The organism is Pseudomonas sp. CBS, assembly GCF_024734645.1.
Lineage (GTDB): Bacteria > Pseudomonadota > Gammaproteobacteria > Pseudomonadales > Pseudomonadaceae > Aquipseudomonas.
On the sequence record NZ_CP102929.1, the window covers coordinates 304751 to 320816 of the forward strand.

Genomic DNA, 16066 nt, shown 5'->3' on the forward strand with positions numbered 1-16066 from the left:
TGAAAATGAAACGACTGACCGAATGGATCAACCTAATCGCCGCCATCCTTCGCCTGATCTCCGTGATCATCCGTACCGGCTGGCTTTGAGCTACGATGGCCCCTTCCTCTAAATGGGCTGGACCATGACCAAGCACGATATTTACGATGAGATCGAAGGCTTTCAGGTTTGGAACTACATGGAGTGCGACAAGGACGAGGAAGGCCGGGAGACCTGGCGTATCAACGTCGAGGTAAAGCGTGGTGGTGAGGTGGTGGTGCCGGTTTTTGCCGGTGACCGAACCTATGTTGACCGTGGCCTGGCGCAAGTGGCCGGGCGTGAGGTCGGGGGCAGGATGATTGCTGACAATGTCTAAAGCCTTAGGCCTCCTTAACTGATAGGGGCGCCGTTATATTCGCCATTTTGATTGACTTCTGGAGATGGGGCGTATGGTTGAGCCAGAGATGATGCGGGTTTACCACTTCTGTAACGAGAGGTTTGGTTTGGAAAACATTGAAAAATCCAGACTGAAAGTTGCCACGATAATGGATCTAAATGACCCATTCGAGATGATTTGCTATTCATCTCCAGATAAAGAGGTTCGACGAAAGCTGCATGATTTCAAGGAGGCTATAGCGAGCCAGTTTGGGATTTTATGTTTCAGTCAGTCTTTTCGAAGCCCAGTTCAATGGGCTCACTATGCTGATAAGCATAAGGGGCTCTGTCTGGTATTTGATGTTCCTAGGTACAATATGCACTTCGTTGAGTACAAGTATGGGCGGATTGGCTTCGACGTTGAGAAGTATGCAGGACTAGACAAAAGCCAGCGATTTGACCTGATGCAGCAGCAGCTCCGGATTAAGCACTCTCAGTGGAGGTATGAGAGGGAGGTGCGTCGAATTTTTCTGCTGAACGACACCGTTCCTGAAAATGATTTGTATTTTAAATCCTTTGATAGTATTGGAACTTTGAGTCAGGTGATTGTGGGTTGCAACTCCGGCATACGTCCAAGGGACTTAGAAAAAAGCCTAGGACCAGAACGGAGTGAAAAGGTAGATTGCTTTAAGGTTCGTACAGCATTTAAGTCATACAAAATAGTAAGGAATAAGGACGAAAGCCTCTGGCGTTGAACTACGCGCAGCCAGTTTTCGTGCAGATCAAACATCGTAAGCTGCTTTATTCGGGTCAAGCAATTGTCGGTAGTGTGAGGGTCTCTTCACCGCCACGCGCGATGCCGGCGTGCAGTTCCACCTTGCTGCCAGCAAGCATCCCGGCGATCTGGGCGTTCAGATCAAGCTCTACCGCCTTGCCTTTCCTGGACTTCCCGATTTCCTGGGCAGCGAGATATTCGCTGATCAGGGCCTTGTCCTGCGCCTGAATCGCGACGAGGTCTTGGCCGGTGGCTGGGCTCGCGAGCGGATCATCGTCGTCTTGAGGCACAAGAGCTTTTAGCTTCGACTGCACCTCCCAGACCCACGCCAGTGCAAAGTGATCGCCGGCAGTTTCTGCCGAATACTGGCTGCGATGAACTCCAGACCTGACGCCCGAGCAGTACTCCTTGCGCGCCTGAGTAAGCTTGGTGTGCAGTGCCTCATACGCGTACAGAGCGATGTTCTGGGCCGGAGAAACGCCGACAAATGTTGCACACTCAATGACTTGGCCTTTCGCGGAGCACCACGTCCGGCGCCGCAGAGTTGTGCAGCTGAATGCGTCCGCTACAGCGATGCTCAGCTGCTGATCCCACGCCGGTCGACGCTTGGCGCGGAACAGGGCCGACTCAACTTCACCGACGTCGCTCAACTTCACATCCATTTCGGTCAGGCGGTACTCGCGCATCAATGCCTGCGCCTGCCGAAGCGCCGTTGCGGCTTCGTTCTCGTTGGCGCTCTGTGCGAGTGCCAGGCAGTGCTTGATCTTGCGGATCGCGCGCTCGAGCTTCTTTTCGTCTATCTGTTGTTCGGACATAGCTGGGCCTCGCGGGTATAGTTTGCGAATAATTGAAAAGGAGGTCGTATGGAATGCTTGGTTTGTCAACAACCGGACTCAGAAACAGCTCGCGGCATTGATCATGCGCAGTTCGATTGTGCTGACTGTGGCGTCTTTCAGGTAACCGGTACTGTGATGCGGATGCTTGATCGTGGTCAGTGGCTTCGCACCACCGCAATGCAGCAATGGATCAGAGAGCAACACGCTCTTGGAGTAAAAGTCCCAGTCATTCACAGCGAGATTGCTGAGTACGAGGGGATCATCGGCCCGCTGGCGTGATTCGTTGATATGGGGTATTGCGGTTGACCAGCATGGGGTCGAATAAGGAGCACCGTTGTGACGGAAGCTGAAAAGATTGACGCGCTGCAAAAATCAATGGGGCAGCCAATCGGTTTTGACATTTCCGAAGCCGCAACAAGGATCAAAAGAAATCTTATTCTTGTTTCTTCAGTAGTTCTTGTTTTGATATTCGGAGGCGTTGAGGCTGCTCCGGGCGTGTCTATATTTGGAGTGTCATTGACTGGTGTTACTTCAACAAAGTTGATGGTAGGGCTGTCAATTGTATTGGTCTATACGCTTGCACATTACCTTTGGTATTGTTATGAACTTTACAGTGAGTGGGTTATTCGTCTAACAGGTGCAAAGTTGGGATTTGTAACCGGCGGAGGGTTCGGTGAAGAAGGCATGGATTATCCTTCTGATCCAAAACAATCGACGCTTTACAATTGGTGGCTTGGACAGCCACGAGCATTGTTTGATTGCAAAGAGGTTGCATCAAAAGTTGATGCGCAGGTGGCTCAAATAAATTTGAGAATTGATGACATCGTTAATAGTGAAAATCCTAGCGCCAATGGTGCGATGGCGCATCAAGCTATTTCGGACTTCTGCTCAAGTCGCAAAATCTAAGGATTATTTTGATTGAAATTGCATTCCCAATAGCTCTTGCTGCTTTCTCAGGGGCTTCATTGGCGAGGTTTCTCGTCAGTTAGCTTTTTAATGGGTAAGGCTCTGTCAGGCGCCGCCCTTCGTTGGCCGGTGGTGGCAATTTGGTTTGAGTTGGGGTATTACGGGTGACCGGCATGGAGCCGGATCAGGCGGCTTGAGAAATCGGCACCGCCTTCAGGTCGTCCTTCTCATCAGCATCCCCCAGATAGGGCTTCAGCTCTGCGCGGGTGTACTTTCCAGCCCTGACCGTGTCACTGGTGTACCCGCTGTAGTTTGGCCGGAAGTAGACTCCATCCTTAACGTTAAGGATCATGAACAGAGGCTCAGGCTCCGGGAAAAGCACCTTGCGCAGCACCTCGGCGCGCTGATAGTTCATCCCGGCCACCGCCCTGGCGATCAAGTCTTCCAGTCGCTGGCGGCGGGCTCGCTCGTTCTTCTTGGCTCTGATGGCTGTCGGCCGCTCAACAAACAGCTCGAAGCAAGCCTTGTTGTCGTAGCCGTACTTGCCATGAGCGACCCACCACATGTTGTTGATGTTCACGAACGCAGTGCCCTGGTACCAGCGGCCTTTGCGGTCGGTCGTCCAGACCTTTGCGCCATGCTCAATGGTTTTCTTGTCGCCTGACCCTGAGTTGTAAGCGGCGGCAGGAATAGTAGGCGGCCCAAAGCGGCGTGCACTCACGTAGTCAGCATTGATCCACTCGGTGTTGGTCATTCCGCCCAAGCCACACTTTCGCCCTGGCGCTTTGAACGTATAACCGGTGAAGACGTTGCAAAGATAGTCACGAATGCGGGTGCGTGTCCGCTGCATCTCCAGGCGTGCCAGGTACGGCATGTGCTTTTCTTTGTCGCTTTGGTACCGGCCGCCATGGTCTGCGCGATCCGGGGTGTTCACGGACTGGAAAAACTCCAGCTCGATGCTGCGCCCGCTGATCTTGAGGTCGGCTTGCAGGTCACCCTTCACGCAATGACGTGAATTGTTGTCGGTGAAGATGTGGGTCTGCTCGCCGACGGTCCATCCGATCCGATTGAGCGTTTGAATGATCCTCTTGAACACTTCGCGCTTGAACTTACGCTCCCAGATCACCTTGGCGTCCCACTCGCGGGGAATTCCTTCTTCCCACACAGCCAGGCGGGCCTCGCCAAAGCTGACGCAGCCTTCACGTTGAATTTGCATGGTGTTCTCCAATGCAGGCGCCGCCCTCCGTGACCGGTGGTGGCAATTTGGTTTGGGTTGGGGTATCACGGGTGACCGGCATGGAGCCGGATCAAGGAGAGAACTTATGAGTCATGGTTTTGAAGGTGATGAAGTAAACGAAGTCTTGGCGGCCGAGCTGGGAATTTCTGTCGACCAGGTCGAGCAGTACGTGACGCTGGAAACCAACGAGAGCGATGACGGGCTGCTGTATGGCTACATCGCACGATTCGATGCGGCAACGCCTCCGAATATCTTGGAAGCTGCCAAGGCCGGCAGTGATCTCGGTGTTGATCTCGGGCCTAACATCTTCGACGAAGAAGACTGAGCTACAGGGCCTTGACGATTTCGTCGTCAGGCTCGGGCGGCTCGTCGGCGAGCGACTTCATGCCGGCCGCCTCGATCAGTCTCGACACCTTTTCAGCAACTACAAAAGGTGTCGTGATTCACTCAAGTGCCTGCCTGGCGGCGTTGAGTCTCAAGGTCCGATTCGCGAGTTACATCGACAACTCTCTCAGCTTCCTTTCCGTCGCACGATCAAACTGTAGGAGAAGGGCTTCAGATTGCTCCTCAGTGATGGCGCCAGTGCAAGTCAGCCCGATCACAAAGCCATTCGCTTTGGCACCGCACTTCACCGCAACGATCATTGATCCAGCATTGGCTATTTCGCTCAGAATTTTTTCAGCGGGGCGCAATGCTGCGACTGGTAAGTCGAAACTGAAACTGTTCATCATCTACTCCACACACGCAAAGTTCTAAGGCTCTAGGCCTCCCGGGGCTTCTTGCCCTCTATAAATCACGACTGCTGCAGTAAAGCGGGGTTCAAAATAATGAAAGGATCCGGCTTATGAGCTCAGGCTGGCGAAAAATATTCGTCGCCTGGATCGTTGTGTAATTCTCGCAGACTTTCACTATGAAAGGCTCGCGCCACGTTTTCGCTAATCACGATTTCGTGGCGCGGATAGCTCAAGAAGGCCGCAAGCTCGTCGTCGGCCATTAAGTCCATCTTCATGATGGCGATCTGCAAAACCTCACTGATGATCGGCACCTGGCCGCGAAGCCGAATACGCTCCATGGCCTGCTCGATTCCAGGCCTGACCTTGTGCCGCAATTCCTTCTCGGCGACCGCCAGGCGCTTCTGCGCAGCCTTGGCCGATCGTTCCTGTACTGATTTGGCCATGGCCTACCTCTTCTATTCGGCTGGTCGGCAGTGCGAGCCAGGTTTGACGTTTGCGTTGCTGGGGGCGGGCTATGCGGCGCATTTAGTTCGCCCCGGTTTTGCTTTTGGGTAGTCGATGCCGTGGGCCGCGATGATCCGCTCAAAGGCTTTTGACCCCATGGCCAAACTCCCGAGGCACTGGCGCCGGGTCAGGCCCAGTTCCAGGAATGCCCGGATTCGCTCAGCGTATTTCGCATCGCTGGCTTCATCCGCTCGCCGGGGCACCAGGTTTCGCGCGCCGCCCCGGGTTGGGGCCTTGAACGTAATCCCGAACGCCTGGCCGATGCTGGAAACCGTGCGCCGGTCAATCCCCAGCTCTTCTGCTACATCTACCTTTGCGTGAGTGGGGGCAAGCTCGCGAATGCGCTCAACCAGCTTCAGGCGTTTCTGGGTGCGAATATCGAGCGGCGCCATTGGAAGGGGCGCCGACTCAACCCGCCGCCGAACAAACGGCTTCGGAGCCGGCGGCATCTGGTTGCTGTAGGTGATGGGTTTGGGCTTATACCCGATGGGCGCCGCTTCCTCGATCTGGCCGCCGTCGGCCAGGAACTCGGCGACCTGGGCCGCCAGTTCATCCGAGGCCGGGCGCAGTGCCTCGACCAAGCTGAGGTGGTTGCTGATCATGATGGCCTCACTTGATCCGTATCGAACTGTCGCCGCGCTCCAGATGAGCCCAGGTTGGTTCGGGTAGAAGTTCGTGTTCGGCGTCTTCACCGGCGGCCATCCGCTTGCGCACCGCCTCGTTGTGATCGCGGATTTCCTTGAGCTTGGAGGCGATGGCTTTTTTGTCTGGGGTGATGCTTGATTTCACAGAGGTCAACTCATCCGGCACGGCATCCTCGTTGTCAACGATCACCCGTTCGCTGCCCATGGCCAGGGTGATGGTGAACAGCGGCCGCTTGATCGACTTGATGTTGGCGGCTTCCATGTTGCGGCGCAGGTAGTCGCTGATCTGCGACACGCTGTTGGACTTGATCCGTTTGAGTTCGGCCAGGCGTTCGATCTCGTTGTCGATCGCTGTCACGTCGCTTTCGATGTTCCGGCGCAACATGACGATGTTGTCGGCCTTGTCGTTGAAGTCGCCTTGAACCTCGTCCATGGCGTGCTGCAGGGCCTCTTTCAAGCCTTCGTCGTCGGTGTCGGCCATGGCCTGGAGTTCGGCGAGCTTGCCGGTGAGTGCGTAGAGTTGAGTCATGCTGCGGCCTCCGTGCCTTTTTCAAGCACAGCTTTGCGCTCCTCGAATGCTCGAGTGATTCGCGCTATGAAAGTGGGTTCGTTACGGCGAGTTGCTTCGCGGATGTATTTCACGTTCAGAAGCTTGAGTTCGTGAGTCGTGACGGCCTTACCCATGGTTTCGACTGCCGAGGCAAGCCAGTCGACACGCTCTTGTTTTTGGCGAAGTATCTCGGCGTCCTTGTCCTCGGCCTTTTCGAGCTTGAACTCTTCTGTGATGGTGTCTACGTAGGTCGGATCGTCGAACATGCCCATGTAGATGTCGGCGGCGAACCCCAGGGGCTGCAGGCATTTACCAATGGCGTCCGTCAGCGATTTTTTCGCCGCGTCCCAGTCAGTAAGAATTTTTCCCTGCTGCAGATAGATAAATGGCGTATGGCCGTAGTGCTGAACCGTGCATTTTTGCCCGGCGTTGCCCAGGTACCAAAGTTCGATTTTTACGGTGTGCAGTTTCGCGCAGATCGTTGGTGCCTCCGGCCACTCTTTAGTGGGTGCCTGGAGCGGTGCGCCCTCGTCGAATCGATCCTCCAGGACGCTCCAGCCCCAGCCCTCACCGCATGGTCCGAAAATTTCTGTTGCCTTGCGCATGAGGTAGGTTGGTCTGATCGCTGTGCCCTTAAAGCCACCTGCGCCAGTGTATTTTTTAGTAGCGTCAGGGTCGGTTGTGTTGACCTGATCCCAAATTCTCGTGTTCTCGGACATTACTTATTCCTCCAGCCGTCAGCACGGTTGACCAGTTCCTTGAAGGAAGCCGCGGGCAGCCTGCTCATGTATTTTTTGTTGTCGCGGTACCATTCTTCCAAGGCAGATTTGGGCGTCTGGATGGCCACGACGTGGGCGACCTGCTGTTTGTATGAGGTCGAGTTGGCGACTTGCGAGTGGAATGTCCGGCTCACCACTACGGTGTTGGTCATTCCCTGCTTGACCAGGGTGTTCAGCTCTTCCTGGGATTGAACGGCAATGGCGCCCGGGTGCTTCTGCTGGAACAACCTGTAGCAGGCCTCTCTCACCAGTTCGGTGCTGCCGTACTCGACATACTCAACGTCGGGAATGCCTGCCTCGATCTTCTCTGCCACCTCATCCAGGCGCCCTGTATCGATCCAGGCGTTTTTGGATACCTGTTTTAAGTCCCAGCCGCTGACTGTTTGGCGGTCACGCTCAAGTTGCAGGTGCTCGGGGAGGATGTCGTAGCCGTAGGTCAGGTCCGTGTCGCACACGAAGAGAGTGCCGACGTAAAGCTTCCCTGGTCGGGATGGCAGGATGTGGCCGTATTTGGTGCCGATCACATCGCTCATTGGCGGCTGCATCCGCAAGCACATGCCGCGAATTTCCGCCTCGTCATCCTCGGTGAGGCCGGAGACGACGAATTCAACACCCTGATTCTGCCGGTGCGCCGGGGTCTCGTTGATGCACAACACTTCGGCGTCGAACTGGTCGCTGTGCCGGAATTCAGGCACCCACTGCTTGTTGCCGTTCCAAACCTTCACGTCGTAACCATTCCGGGTCAGCACGAGCAGGGCGATTTTGTAGCCCTCGCCGAAGCTGCCGATGGCATCAGTGCGGTCAGACTTGGACGTGCTGCCCAGCACCAAGGTGCTGGCCTCCAGCCTTGCAAAGCGGCTGGTGATGAACAGCTGGCCGTCAGCGAAGGCGTATTCGAAAGGTGACTCACTATCCAGGGCATTCTGCACCAGCTCCCGGATGGCCTCTTTCAGGCTCCAGTGGCGGACGTAATCGCGGGACAGGGGAAGCTCATAGGATTTGGAACGGATGCGATCTGCAATTGCTGCGAGCATGAGTATCTCCCGCGCCATCCTTGCGGTGGGCGCTGTGCGGAATGATTTATTGAGTGATCAGGCCACCGATGGCGGGGCCCAGGAATACAACTGCGATGAAGGTCAGGCCGACGATGGCTGAGGTCAGGCGGATGGCTTGGCGGGTCGTCATGGTATGCACCGCTCGCTACCGCCGCAGTAGCTGTAATCGGGGTGGAACTCACGCGCGTCGCAGTCGAACACGTAGTCATTCCCGCACGACCTGCACTCTGCTTTCCAAACTTTGCCGATCCGCTGCAACCCCTCAGGCTCCCGCCCCTGTGAGGCTTCGTTACGGTAGTTGCGCTCGATTCGATTGTTACGTTTGCTCTGCGCTGCGCGAATGCGCGCGGTGTCAGTCGCGTCGAACCTTCTAAGCTTCATGCCTTCACCTCATAAGCGACAGTCCACTCACCGCACATGCAGGCCCGGGCGCTCCAGGCGTGAACATTGGGGATGCCTGCGTCATGTGCCAGCGACAGGGCGCCCAGCCATTTGGCGTGGGTGAAGGCCAGGATCATGCGGTCGGCGGGTAGCTCTTCGATTTGCTCGTCGATCAGCGTTTTCACGATAGGCGTGGTCATGCAGCCTCCTTGCGGTGCCTGGTGATTTTCAGCAGGCGCTGGCAGTAGTGGTTGAATTCTTCGACGGTGATCACGTTGCCGGTGAGCATGTTCGTGATCATTCGTTGCACGACCACCTGGGCGCCCGGCTCGCTGGCAGGGTGCTCAAGGCATTCAAGTGCCTCATCGATCAGGATGTGCGGACTCATAGATCGGCATCCACGTCGTCTTCGCGCTCTTCACGTTCCGCTGCTACAGCGTCTTCGGCATACGGTCTCAGCAGCGCTACAGCGATCTTCTCAACCGCTTCAATGGGCCGTTGCTGGCCCAGCAAGTCCGCGGCGTGGGCCCGGGCATCGCTGTGGCTGCCGAGCATTGCCGACAGCAGCAGGCGGGCAAACGAATCACGCTGGTCCAGGCCGTCGATCTGGCGCTGGTTCAGGTGGCCCTGCAAGACCGTGCAGAACCTGTCGAACGTCACCACCTGGGCCTGGCCGTAGCGGCGTTTCCACTTGATGTCGACGCCGCACACCAGGCGCTCCGCCGAATGCTCAAGCCAGTCCGTCACCTCGCCGCTCTCGCTGACCTCTGGAGGCAACTGAGCGTCGTAACGCTCCTGGCAAATCTTCAATGCTGCGTTCATGGCTTGATCCTCGCGTTCTCCGCTCGGTAGCGGCGCATATACGCACCGGTCAGGCGCGACATCAGTACGGCGTTGCGTTCTTCTTCGTGATACCAGCAGGTCAGCCACTCGCCGCCAATTGAACCGCCGTAATCCATGTACTCGCAGTCGCAGCGGGTTTTGAGCAAGGCCCGGGCCTCGGCAGCACAAGCCGACCTGAGCGTGAGATAACGCCGACCGCCGCCCTTGTAGACGACAGCCTGCGAGGTGGTGACGGCCATGGCGACCTCCGGTGTTTGGGGTTAGGCGGAACGGGCGGCCAGCATTGCGTCGGCCTCGATGTAACGCATGCGAGCCCGGTATTCAGCCCAGAACGCAGAGTTTCCCAATGGATCAGCTGCAAAGTCGGGCATATCGCGACCAACAACCGCTACGGCGTAACGGACACCCACTTCGTCGTGATCAATGCAGGCATGAACAGCGAAGTAGTCGCGCAGGCTCATGCCAGACAAATCACGCTTCGTTTCGGCGAATGTCTTCGGCTCAAAAACCATGTGGTCGTAGTCAGCGATCGGGAAGGCAGGCCCTCCGTCTTGAATGCTCATGGCTCTCTCCATTCGTTGTTTCACCTGTATTCGTCAACACTCATGCCTCCCGCTGGTTGCCGATGGGCGCGGGGGAGGAGTGCTGAAGCAATAGAGGTGGGTAGGGGTAGGATCCGGATTTTTTGGCTGCCGCGGCGCTGGCCGTTTAGCGAGTCGCACTGAAGGCTGGTAGCATCGACACTCCTTATCGGAGCAAGGAATTGCTATGCGTCAGGTCGTTGAAAGGGCGTTGAAAGTGATCGCAGCAGAGAGCAGCGAGCCTGAATACACTGAGGCTTTCAGCGCTGTCCACGCAGTTGTGATTGAGTTTGGGGAGGAAAATCTGGCTGACCGGCTTTTTGCCGATATTCCCGATTCGATCTCTTTCATGCAGGTTGCCCGGCTCTTCGACTTTCTCGCCTGGCAGACGGATGACAACGGATCAGCGATGACTCGCACAGCTGAGCGCTGGCTCGTTGAAGGCACAGATCTACGCAAGATTCAGATCGCTCTCAACCTCGAGGTATACCCGTTTCCGGACGAGCTTGAGATGTACCGCGTGCTGTCTGATGTGGCTGAGTCCTTCCCTCAGATGGCTGATAGATGCCAGCAGCTAATCAGCTCTCGGAAAAGTCGGTAGCACCTGGTCTACATCCCAAAGCCCGCTCTTCGAACGGGCTTCAGTGATGCTTTCCGCCGTGACCCGCTACTGGCGTCGGTCATCGGCCTAAATCAAATGTTCTTCCAGCCGCGGGCCTTTCGGCTTGTTCTCCCGCTGGATAACTGTTCTTGGCGCTTTACGCTGCACGCCCGGGTCAGTTGCCAACCCTCTGAACCGTTTAGGCCGGTTCATCGCTGCCTTTGAATCTGGGCCGGTGGTGATCCGGCAAAGGATGTCGCTAAAGAGCGGGGCAGCTTTCGCTGCTGGCCGGCGGTGTTCGTTGCTGGCTTGAGTTGAAATATAAGGTAGCTTATTTTATCCGTCAATAAGCAAGCTTATATATTTTCTTGCGAGCGATAAAAAGCCCGCTCACTGGCGGGCTCATTTAGGAATCGCAGTACTCGCGCCAGCCGATCCTGACGGCGCCGTCATCCAAGTGCTCGATCCTTATCCCCGCAGTGTCGCCGATGTCTTGGATGACCTGGCGCCATGCTTCAGGGCTTTCGTCGTCGCGCCTGGAAACCTCAACCAACTGAATCCTCTGGACGCGAGGGGAGGCGATCAAGCCTTGCAGTCGGCGGCCAACAAGCTCGTAGGAATTTCTCGGTTTCGGTGTGGGGTAGGGTGCCTGGATCATGCGTCGCTCCTTGCGAATGCTGTATGCATACACAGTATTGATGCTGACATATCTTGGCAAGAGGGCGGCAAGGAGTTTCATGCATAAATGCATATTTTTAAGGGAGCATTTTTGACAGGCAAAAAAAAAACCGCTTATGGGCGGGCCTAAAGGGAATTCTTCAAAGGAGTAGGGGGAGTTTGGCCCCGGCCCTGTAAATGCCAGGTGAAAAGGATGTCGCAGAAGCAGAAAGCCTGCGCTGTGCTGGCTGCTGCTTTTGGTCCTTGTCGTTTGCAACACAAAGCTTACCAAGTCGCTACACGAAAAATATGACGTAACCCATTCTCCAGCTGTCATAAATCACGCGAATCAACTGGTCCTGAATAGAGAGCGTAGTTATGACTTTAAATCGATTGGTCAAGGTTGCAGCAGTTGTTGCTCTGCTGTCTTCTCTGTCCGGATGCTGGATTTTCATGCCGCCAGGAGGTGGCGATGGTGGTCACGGTGGCCACGGTCAAGGTGGCGGGCCTGGTGGGGGCCCTGGCGGTGGTCCTGGTAGCGGACCGCGATAACGGACCAGGATCTGAAGGCAGTCGAGAGGAGTAGAGGCGATCATGAAGATCGCCTTCTCCGCGCGGGCTCTAATCATGCTGAGCGGGCCAGGGTAGCCAGCATCTTGTAGCGGGTAGCGAATGGCCGAGACAAGAAACCCGGCAGCGGTCACGCTTCACACGATCAAATTTCAGGCAAAGAAAAGCCCGCTCCGTGGCGGGCTCTCTTTGACACCTGGGGCGCCGATCCTTCAGCGCACCCAGTGTGCAATCTCGCGGATTGCCAGCTCGATGGTGGCACGACGAAGGGCAGAAACAAGAAGCCCTGCGCTGGGCCGGGCTTTATAATTCATTGTGTATGAGTTATTTATCCCACCCAGTTTTAAAGTCGAGTGCACGCATCATACTGAAGACATCACAGCACTGCGCGCCTAGCGCCTTACACACGTCAGGAACCTTCCTATTCTGCCTCTGTGCTGAAGGCTTAGAGGTTTCAAGAGATACTACGCACCTATCTGCAGGATTGGATAATGCGTAAGAAATTAGGAATGGATCTCGCCCAATATAGGCAAGTTCATTCTCATTAAGGTCGGCGGCATATCCATTATAAGTGACGTGAGCAACAGCGCCAGGATTTACACCCTCTTGAAGCACTAAGTTGCTTTTAACCTCCGGCATTTTAAGCCAGCCAGTGAGGATGTCTTCTTTTCCTGCCAAAATCTCCTCATAGATTTCGATGGGCATTTTTATACGACCATTCTGACTCTGGTGCAAAAGCCAAGCCCACAACTCGGGTACCATCGTTTGCGGATAATAAACGCCGTGGGAGGTGATTAGTGTGTTTGCATCCAGCAGGTAAAGCTTCCTATCAAGCGTCATTATAATGTGCCAACCAAGTTATAGACATTGGCGGGCTTTACGCCCAATACTCTTCCGGCTTTTGTTGCCGTTAATGCACCTTCTCGCATCGTTCGCTGAACAAGGTTTACGATGGCCCCGCCGAGCTTATGTCGGCGAACAACGTAATAGCTTGGGCCGCTAGATCCGTCTCGACCTTCTTTTGCCGCTGCTTTTTGGGCTGCCCACATTTCTCGGAATTTCTGAGAAAGGGTAGTCCACGTTTCCTGCTTAATTACTCCAGCTGTAAGTAGCCTGTACGCTACCAAGGAACCACTGACATTTATGCTTCGTGCATAACCAGAGATCTTCTGAGTAAGAACCTCTATATTTTCTGCATACCAGTCCTGATTGTTTAAGTCAGCTGATGGAAGCAATAGCATACTTGCGATGTCGTTGCAGTAACGCTCAATTTTTTGTTCTGCACGGCTCCCACTTAAACCCGTGACTCCAATTAAAATGTGAGCGAACTCATGCAGCAGTGTAAAAGATCTAGCCGGCGGTGCGTCTAGATCATTGATTACAATGAATGGCGCAATTTTGTCAGAAAGCGCAAACCCTCTGAACGCCTCAACAGGTATATTTGTATGATGACTGCCAAGGTTTCCAATAAGGAGAACAAACGTCCCCATCTCCTCAACTAACTTTCTAAGATAAGCGAAAGCCTCCTCAGACTTGCCATATCGCCGAAACTGATTAATATCAAAATCGATTAGCTTACCAAGATAGTCGGAGACAGACGCAGGATCCAAGTCAACTTTTACGCTGCCAACATAGTCACGAGGAAAGGCCTCCTCAACATCTTGTAGGACGTTTTTGATCAAATCTTGCCGAACATAAATATCACGCACTAGAGCATCAAGGGGGCCTTTGCTCTCGACGCGAAGCTCTTCAGGGAGCGTGCGAAAATCCTCGCCTTTCTCGGCTTGAGCTGGCGGAGATGGCAGATAAAAAACAAGAAGCGGGCGACGATATACTCCTGCCATCTTTGCGATAAGCGTTCTGGAGGCTTCTTTTTCGCCCTCTTCGTAACGACGGAGCAATTCAGAACCAAGAACCTTGCTCCCGCCAATAGCTAGAGCTTTGGCGGCCTTTTCTCTGCTTAGGCCGGCAGTCTCTCGTGCCCATACGAGCACTTCTGGGTTAATTCCCGGCATACATCACCGCTTCAGCTCCGTCTTCATTTGCGCAATCATCCATTATCACAGTAGCGGGTTTTGCAGGATACTGAACTTCTCTACCGTCTATCGCAAGCGGATGTTTGAGGCCGTGGGCAAGGGGTCCGCCTCCCGCACGCTGTCTTTGCGGTATCACCTCATCCACGCGAACCATAGAAGTGGTTCAGCGCTATCAGCTCAACCACCGCCACGAAAACACAGAGTACAACGAATCCAGGGCTGAACACCCGCTTGCGGCCGGAAGAGCCTCCGCCCAGACCAGCGACGTCAGAATAGCCGGGGAGCATCATAAGGAGACCCAGGCAAGCAATGACTCCAACCTTGCTCCAGAAGCTCTGCTCTCGCCATGCAGTCATTGGCTCACCCTGGGCAGCAGCATCAGGAAAACCAGCCATACCCAGGGCACTTCATGGCTCTGAGGCGACGTAAAAGCGCTCGAGACTCTGCAAATTCATAATCCGAGGCGCCGAGCTTGGATCGCTGTGAGTACTGCAAAAGGTCCTCAATATGCTGGTAATCTGCGCTTTGCTTGAAGTTACGACACTGCTCAACCCGTTCAGCTTCCGTAACTGGCATCGGTACGGCGTCGATCTGTTTTTCGTACTCAGTTTTTTCTTTTGGCGTGCTGTAGCAGCCGGAGATAAAAAGCGGGACGACTATTAGAGTCGCTATCCGAAAGGCATTCATTACCACATTCCCTTGGGTATACGAGCGCTACTCAGCTCGCTGTAGTTCTATTTGGTTGCCGCGTAAGACGATGCGCCTACTCGGGCTTGCTCCGGATTATTTGCCCAGCCTTCACCTCATCCGCATAACCCGACAGCCTGTCTGCTTCCTCATAGAGCGTACCCACAAGCCCCATCAGGGCTATGGCGTCGGCGTCGCTGAGTCGGCTGGCCAACCTGCCCAGGTCGGCACAGGATTGCTCAAGGTTGAATGCGATCGCCTTAAGATCGCTGCGCAGTTGCTGGTTGGGTTTGGTGAGGGACATGGAGCCTCCTGAGCAGCATCAGTAAAACTTTTGCAGCGCCTGCACAACCACGCCTACGATCCGGCAGTGCTCGTCGACGGCCTCGATGGGGTAGCTCGGGTTCAGCGGCTTGAGGAACAGTCGACCGCCGTCGCTGACCAGCTTCTTGAATGTCGCTTCATTGCTGTCCGGCAGCTTTGCCACGACCAGCTTACCCGGTGCGACCTCGGCCTCGGTGTCCACAAGGATCAGCGTGCCTTCGGTGATGCTCTGGCCGGCGGGCGCCGTCATTGAGTCACCTTTCACCTTCAGCCAGAAAGCCGTGCCCTTGGAGTCGTACTCCGAGAACTCATAGCTGTCCGAGAATCCGGCCGGGTAGGGCTCAACGGCCTCCGCCCAGGCGCCGGCGGCTACCCAGCTGATTACTGGGTAGCGGAATGATTTGGTGGGTTGGGCGGCGATAGAGATATTTGACTCGGCAGCGCTCACACCTGTCATTGGCCCGGTATTTTCGGAGAGCCAAATAGCGTTCACGCCACACACATGGGCGATCTTTGGCAGGTGTGCGCTTTGAAGGTTCTTTCCGGTCTCCAGCTGGGAGATTACCGGTTGCTCAACACCCACTTTTAAGGCGAGCGCCTTCTGCGTCAGCTTGGCGTGGTTGCGTGCGGTTTTGATTCGTTCGGCGAGTGTGCTCATCAGCTGAAATTTATAAGTTCCCTTATCGGCTTGCAAATAAGTGTCCTTCTACTTAGGATATAAGCAGGCTTATCAGGAGGGCGCTCTTATGACCCCTATCGAAAGGCTCGTCGACTTCTTCGGCGGGCAAACCAAAACCGCTTTAGCGCTCGACGTTTCTCAAGCCGCAGTTTCGTACTGGGTTGCCGGGATTCACCCGATGCGCGCCGAAAAGGCTTTCAAGGCAGAAGAGTTGACCGGTGGAAAAATCACTGCGCGCGAGCTATGCATGCGCCAGAAGGTGGCTCAATCCGCGGCGTGACATCCCTGTCTGTCGATCCAGGAACAAAGTTTCGCCTACCCACTGGCAGGGCG

General features: G+C 55.1%; 27 protein-coding genes. 7 read left to right on the top strand and 20 right to left on the bottom strand.

Going from position 1 to position 16066, the window contains the following annotated elements:
- Positions 1-124 precede the first annotated feature (124 nt).
- Together NVB75_RS01360 and NVB75_RS01365 are read left to right on the top strand one after the other, a co-directional pair.
- Complete coding sequence (locus NVB75_RS01360; RefSeq protein WP_258345534.1) at positions 125-355, top strand: hypothetical protein; 231 nt, start codon at positions 125-127, stop codon at positions 353-355.
- Positions 356-428: 73 nt separating this feature from the next.
- Complete coding sequence (locus tag NVB75_RS01365) at positions 429-1109, top strand: DUF2971 domain-containing protein (RefSeq protein ID WP_258345537.1); 681 nt, start codon at positions 429-431, stop codon at positions 1107-1109.
- A 55-nt stretch (positions 1110-1164) separates the two neighbouring features.
- Here NVB75_RS01365 and NVB75_RS01370 read toward each other — a convergent pair whose 3' ends face one another.
- Positions 1165-1944, bottom strand: a complete 780-nt coding sequence (locus tag NVB75_RS01370) for a DUF2786 domain-containing protein (protein WP_258345539.1) — start codon at positions 1942-1944, stop codon at positions 1165-1167.
- Between the two features lie 48 nt (positions 1945-1992).
- Between NVB75_RS01370 and NVB75_RS01375 the strand changes: the two genes are divergently transcribed.
- Together NVB75_RS01375 and NVB75_RS01380 are read left to right on the top strand one after the other, a co-directional pair.
- Positions 1993-2244 (top strand): hypothetical protein, encoded by a 252-nt coding sequence (locus tag NVB75_RS01375; protein ID WP_258345541.1) that lies wholly within the window; start codon positions 1993-1995, stop codon positions 2242-2244.
- Positions 2245-2301: 57 nt separating this feature from the next.
- On the top strand, positions 2302-2871 hold the full coding sequence (locus NVB75_RS01380) for a hypothetical protein (RefSeq protein ID WP_258345542.1): 570 nt from the start codon (positions 2302-2304) through the stop codon (positions 2869-2871).
- 184 nt (positions 2872-3055) lie between these two features.
- On the opposite strand, the gene NVB75_RS01385 is transcribed toward NVB75_RS01380, so the two are convergent.
- Entirely contained in the window at positions 3056-4087 is a 1032-nt protein-coding gene (locus tag NVB75_RS01385; protein WP_258345543.1) for a hypothetical protein, read from the bottom strand.
- Between the two features lie 106 nt (positions 4088-4193).
- On the opposite strand from NVB75_RS01385, the gene NVB75_RS01390 reads away from it, so the two are divergent.
- A complete protein-coding gene (locus NVB75_RS01390; RefSeq protein WP_258345544.1) occupies positions 4194-4433 on the top strand; it encodes a hypothetical protein in 240 nt (79 codons plus the stop codon).
- A gap of 169 nt (positions 4434-4602) precedes the next feature.
- Here the strand turns inward: NVB75_RS01390 and NVB75_RS01395 are convergent, their stop codons facing one another.
- The 11 genes from NVB75_RS01395 to NVB75_RS01445 all read right to left on the bottom strand — a co-directional run bounded on the left by NVB75_RS01395 (position 4603) and on the right by NVB75_RS01445 (position 10161).
- Entirely contained in the window at positions 4603-4836 is a 234-nt protein-coding gene (locus NVB75_RS01395) for a hypothetical protein (protein ID WP_177040453.1), read from the bottom strand.
- A 122-nt stretch (positions 4837-4958) separates the two neighbouring features.
- A complete protein-coding gene (locus NVB75_RS01400) occupies positions 4959-5285 on the bottom strand; it encodes a hypothetical protein (RefSeq protein ID WP_258345545.1) in 327 nt (108 codons plus the stop codon).
- Between the two features lie 69 nt (positions 5286-5354).
- Entirely contained in the window at positions 5355-5948 is a 594-nt protein-coding gene (locus NVB75_RS01405; RefSeq protein ID WP_258345546.1) for a hypothetical protein, read from the bottom strand.
- 7 nt (positions 5949-5955) lie between these two features.
- Complete coding sequence (locus tag NVB75_RS01410; protein WP_094953495.1) at positions 5956-6519, bottom strand: siphovirus Gp157 family protein; 564 nt, start codon at positions 6517-6519, stop codon at positions 5956-5958.
- Entirely contained in the window at positions 6516-7259 is a 744-nt protein-coding gene (locus NVB75_RS01415; protein ID WP_258345547.1) for a hypothetical protein, read from the bottom strand. Before NVB75_RS01415 ends, NVB75_RS01410 begins: the two co-directional genes overlap by 4 nt.
- Positions 7259-8353: a hypothetical protein gene (locus NVB75_RS01420; RefSeq protein ID WP_258345548.1), complete on the bottom strand. Its 1095-nt coding sequence runs from the start codon at positions 8351-8353 to the stop codon at positions 7259-7261. The genes NVB75_RS01415 and NVB75_RS01420 overlap by 1 nt, the downstream gene beginning before the upstream one ends.
- Positions 8354-8751: 398 nt before the next feature.
- Entirely contained in the window at positions 8752-8955 is a 204-nt protein-coding gene (locus tag NVB75_RS01425; RefSeq protein ID WP_258345550.1) for a hypothetical protein, read from the bottom strand.
- Entirely contained in the window at positions 8952-9143 is a 192-nt protein-coding gene (locus NVB75_RS01430; RefSeq protein ID WP_167665134.1) for a hypothetical protein, read from the bottom strand. The genes NVB75_RS01425 and NVB75_RS01430 overlap by 4 nt, the downstream gene beginning before the upstream one ends.
- Positions 9140-9577, bottom strand: coding sequence for a hypothetical protein (locus tag NVB75_RS01435; protein ID WP_258345552.1), 438 nt, complete (start codon positions 9575-9577; stop codon positions 9140-9142). Before NVB75_RS01435 ends, NVB75_RS01430 begins: the two co-directional genes overlap by 4 nt.
- Positions 9574-9837 (bottom strand): hypothetical protein, encoded by a 264-nt coding sequence (locus tag NVB75_RS01440; protein ID WP_258345553.1) that lies wholly within the window; start codon positions 9835-9837, stop codon positions 9574-9576. The genes NVB75_RS01435 and NVB75_RS01440 overlap by 4 nt, the downstream gene beginning before the upstream one ends.
- Before the next feature lie 21 nt (positions 9838-9858).
- Positions 9859-10161, bottom strand: coding sequence for a hypothetical protein (locus tag NVB75_RS01445; RefSeq protein WP_258345554.1), 303 nt, complete (start codon positions 10159-10161; stop codon positions 9859-9861).
- 205 nt (positions 10162-10366) lie between these two features.
- Between NVB75_RS01445 and NVB75_RS01450 the strand changes: the two genes are divergently transcribed.
- Entirely contained in the window at positions 10367-10780 is a 414-nt protein-coding gene (locus NVB75_RS01450) for a hypothetical protein (RefSeq protein WP_258345555.1), read from the top strand.
- Positions 10781-11186: 406 nt separating this feature from the next.
- Here NVB75_RS01450 and NVB75_RS01455 read toward each other — a convergent pair whose 3' ends face one another.
- The 7 genes from NVB75_RS01455 to NVB75_RS01485 all read right to left on the bottom strand — a co-directional run bounded on the left by NVB75_RS01455 (position 11187) and on the right by NVB75_RS01485 (position 15712).
- The gene (locus NVB75_RS01455) at positions 11187-11438 is read right to left on the bottom strand and encodes a DUF1654 domain-containing protein (protein ID WP_201139789.1); all 252 of its coding nucleotides are present in this window, start codon (positions 11436-11438) and stop codon (positions 11187-11189) included.
- Between the two features lie 893 nt (positions 11439-12331).
- Positions 12332-12847 carry a DUF4411 family protein gene (locus NVB75_RS01460; RefSeq protein WP_275713133.1) on the bottom strand — a complete coding sequence of 172 codons (516 nt, stop codon included), beginning with the start codon at positions 12845-12847 and terminating at the stop codon, positions 12332-12334.
- Positions 12847-14022 (bottom strand): XRE family transcriptional regulator, encoded by a 1176-nt coding sequence (locus NVB75_RS01465; RefSeq protein ID WP_258345556.1) that lies wholly within the window; start codon positions 14020-14022, stop codon positions 12847-12849. Before NVB75_RS01465 ends, NVB75_RS01460 begins: the two co-directional genes overlap by 1 nt.
- A gap of 158 nt (positions 14023-14180) precedes the next feature.
- On the bottom strand, positions 14181-14399 hold the full coding sequence (locus NVB75_RS01470) for a hypothetical protein (RefSeq protein ID WP_258348485.1): 219 nt from the start codon (positions 14397-14399) through the stop codon (positions 14181-14183).
- A 22-nt stretch (positions 14400-14421) separates the two neighbouring features.
- Complete coding sequence (locus NVB75_RS01475) at positions 14422-14730, bottom strand: hypothetical protein (RefSeq protein WP_258345558.1); 309 nt, start codon at positions 14728-14730, stop codon at positions 14422-14424.
- Positions 14731-14806: 76 nt separating this feature from the next.
- Positions 14807-15034, bottom strand: a complete 228-nt coding sequence (locus NVB75_RS01480; protein ID WP_258345559.1) for a hypothetical protein — start codon at positions 15032-15034, stop codon at positions 14807-14809.
- Between the two features lie 18 nt (positions 15035-15052).
- A complete protein-coding gene (locus NVB75_RS01485) occupies positions 15053-15712 on the bottom strand; it encodes a LexA family transcriptional regulator (RefSeq protein ID WP_178964913.1) in 660 nt (219 codons plus the stop codon).
- Positions 15713-15800: 88 nt separating this feature from the next.
- Here NVB75_RS01485 and NVB75_RS01490 point away from each other — a divergent pair, with 88 nt between their 5' ends.
- Positions 15801-16013, top strand: a complete 213-nt coding sequence (locus NVB75_RS01490; protein ID WP_178964894.1) for a Cro/CI family transcriptional regulator — start codon at positions 15801-15803, stop codon at positions 16011-16013.
- Positions 16014-16066: the final 53 nt, after the last annotated feature.

Coding starts and splice junctions, on each gene's coding strand:
- NVB75_RS01360 (WP_258345534.1), top strand. CDS start 125: ATGACCAAGCACGATATTTACGATGAGATCGAAGGCTTTCAGGTTTGG.
- NVB75_RS01365 (WP_258345537.1), top strand. CDS start 429: ATGGTTGAGCCAGAGATGATGCGGGTTTACCACTTCTGTAACGAGAGG.
- NVB75_RS01370 (WP_258345539.1), bottom strand. CDS start 1,944: ATGTCCGAACAACAGATAGACGAAAAGAAGCTCGAGCGCGCGATCCGC.
- NVB75_RS01375 (WP_258345541.1), top strand. CDS start 1,993: ATGGAATGCTTGGTTTGTCAACAACCGGACTCAGAAACAGCTCGCGGC.
- NVB75_RS01385 (WP_258345543.1), bottom strand. CDS start 4,087: ATGCAAATTCAACGTGAAGGCTGCGTCAGCTTTGGCGAGGCCCGCCTG.
- NVB75_RS01390 (WP_258345544.1), top strand. CDS start 4,194: ATGAGTCATGGTTTTGAAGGTGATGAAGTAAACGAAGTCTTGGCGGCC.
- NVB75_RS01395 (WP_177040453.1), bottom strand. CDS start 4,836: ATGAACAGTTTCAGTTTCGACTTACCAGTCGCAGCATTGCGCCCCGCT.
- NVB75_RS01400 (WP_258345545.1), bottom strand. CDS start 5,285: ATGGCCAAATCAGTACAGGAACGATCGGCCAAGGCTGCGCAGAAGCGC.
- NVB75_RS01405 (WP_258345546.1), bottom strand. CDS start 5,948: ATGATCAGCAACCACCTCAGCTTGGTCGAGGCACTGCGCCCGGCCTCG.
- NVB75_RS01410 (WP_094953495.1), bottom strand. CDS start 6,519: ATGACTCAACTCTACGCACTCACCGGCAAGCTCGCCGAACTCCAGGCC.
- NVB75_RS01415 (WP_258345547.1), bottom strand. CDS start 7,259: ATGTCCGAGAACACGAGAATTTGGGATCAGGTCAACACAACCGACCCT.
- NVB75_RS01420 (WP_258345548.1), bottom strand. CDS start 8,353: ATGCTCGCAGCAATTGCAGATCGCATCCGTTCCAAATCCTATGAGCTT.
- NVB75_RS01425 (WP_258345550.1), bottom strand. CDS start 8,955: ATGACCACGCCTATCGTGAAAACGCTGATCGACGAGCAAATCGAAGAG.
- NVB75_RS01430 (WP_167665134.1), bottom strand. CDS start 9,143: ATGAGTCCGCACATCCTGATCGATGAGGCACTTGAATGCCTTGAGCAC.
- NVB75_RS01435 (WP_258345552.1), bottom strand. CDS start 9,577: ATGAACGCAGCATTGAAGATTTGCCAGGAGCGTTACGACGCTCAGTTG.
- NVB75_RS01440 (WP_258345553.1), bottom strand. CDS start 9,837: ATGGCCGTCACCACCTCGCAGGCTGTCGTCTACAAGGGCGGCGGTCGG.
- NVB75_RS01445 (WP_258345554.1), bottom strand. CDS start 10,161: ATGAGCATTCAAGACGGAGGGCCTGCCTTCCCGATCGCTGACTACGAC.
- NVB75_RS01450 (WP_258345555.1), top strand. CDS start 10,367: ATGCGTCAGGTCGTTGAAAGGGCGTTGAAAGTGATCGCAGCAGAGAGC.
- NVB75_RS01455 (WP_201139789.1), bottom strand. CDS start 11,438: ATGATCCAGGCACCCTACCCCACACCGAAACCGAGAAATTCCTACGAG.
- NVB75_RS01460 (WP_275713133.1), bottom strand. CDS start 12,847: ATGACGCTTGATAGGAAGCTTTACCTGCTGGATGCAAACACACTAATC.
- NVB75_RS01465 (WP_258345556.1), bottom strand. CDS start 14,022: ATGCCGGGAATTAACCCAGAAGTGCTCGTATGGGCACGAGAGACTGCC.
- NVB75_RS01470 (WP_258348485.1), bottom strand. CDS start 14,399: ATGACTGCATGGCGAGAGCAGAGCTTCTGGAGCAAGGTTGGAGTCATT.
- NVB75_RS01475 (WP_258345558.1), bottom strand. CDS start 14,730: ATGAATGCCTTTCGGATAGCGACTCTAATAGTCGTCCCGCTTTTTATC.
- NVB75_RS01480 (WP_258345559.1), bottom strand. CDS start 15,034: ATGTCCCTCACCAAACCCAACCAGCAACTGCGCAGCGATCTTAAGGCG.
- NVB75_RS01485 (WP_178964913.1), bottom strand. CDS start 15,712: ATGAGCACACTCGCCGAACGAATCAAAACCGCACGCAACCACGCCAAG.
- NVB75_RS01490 (WP_178964894.1), top strand. CDS start 15,801: ATGACCCCTATCGAAAGGCTCGTCGACTTCTTCGGCGGGCAAACCAAA.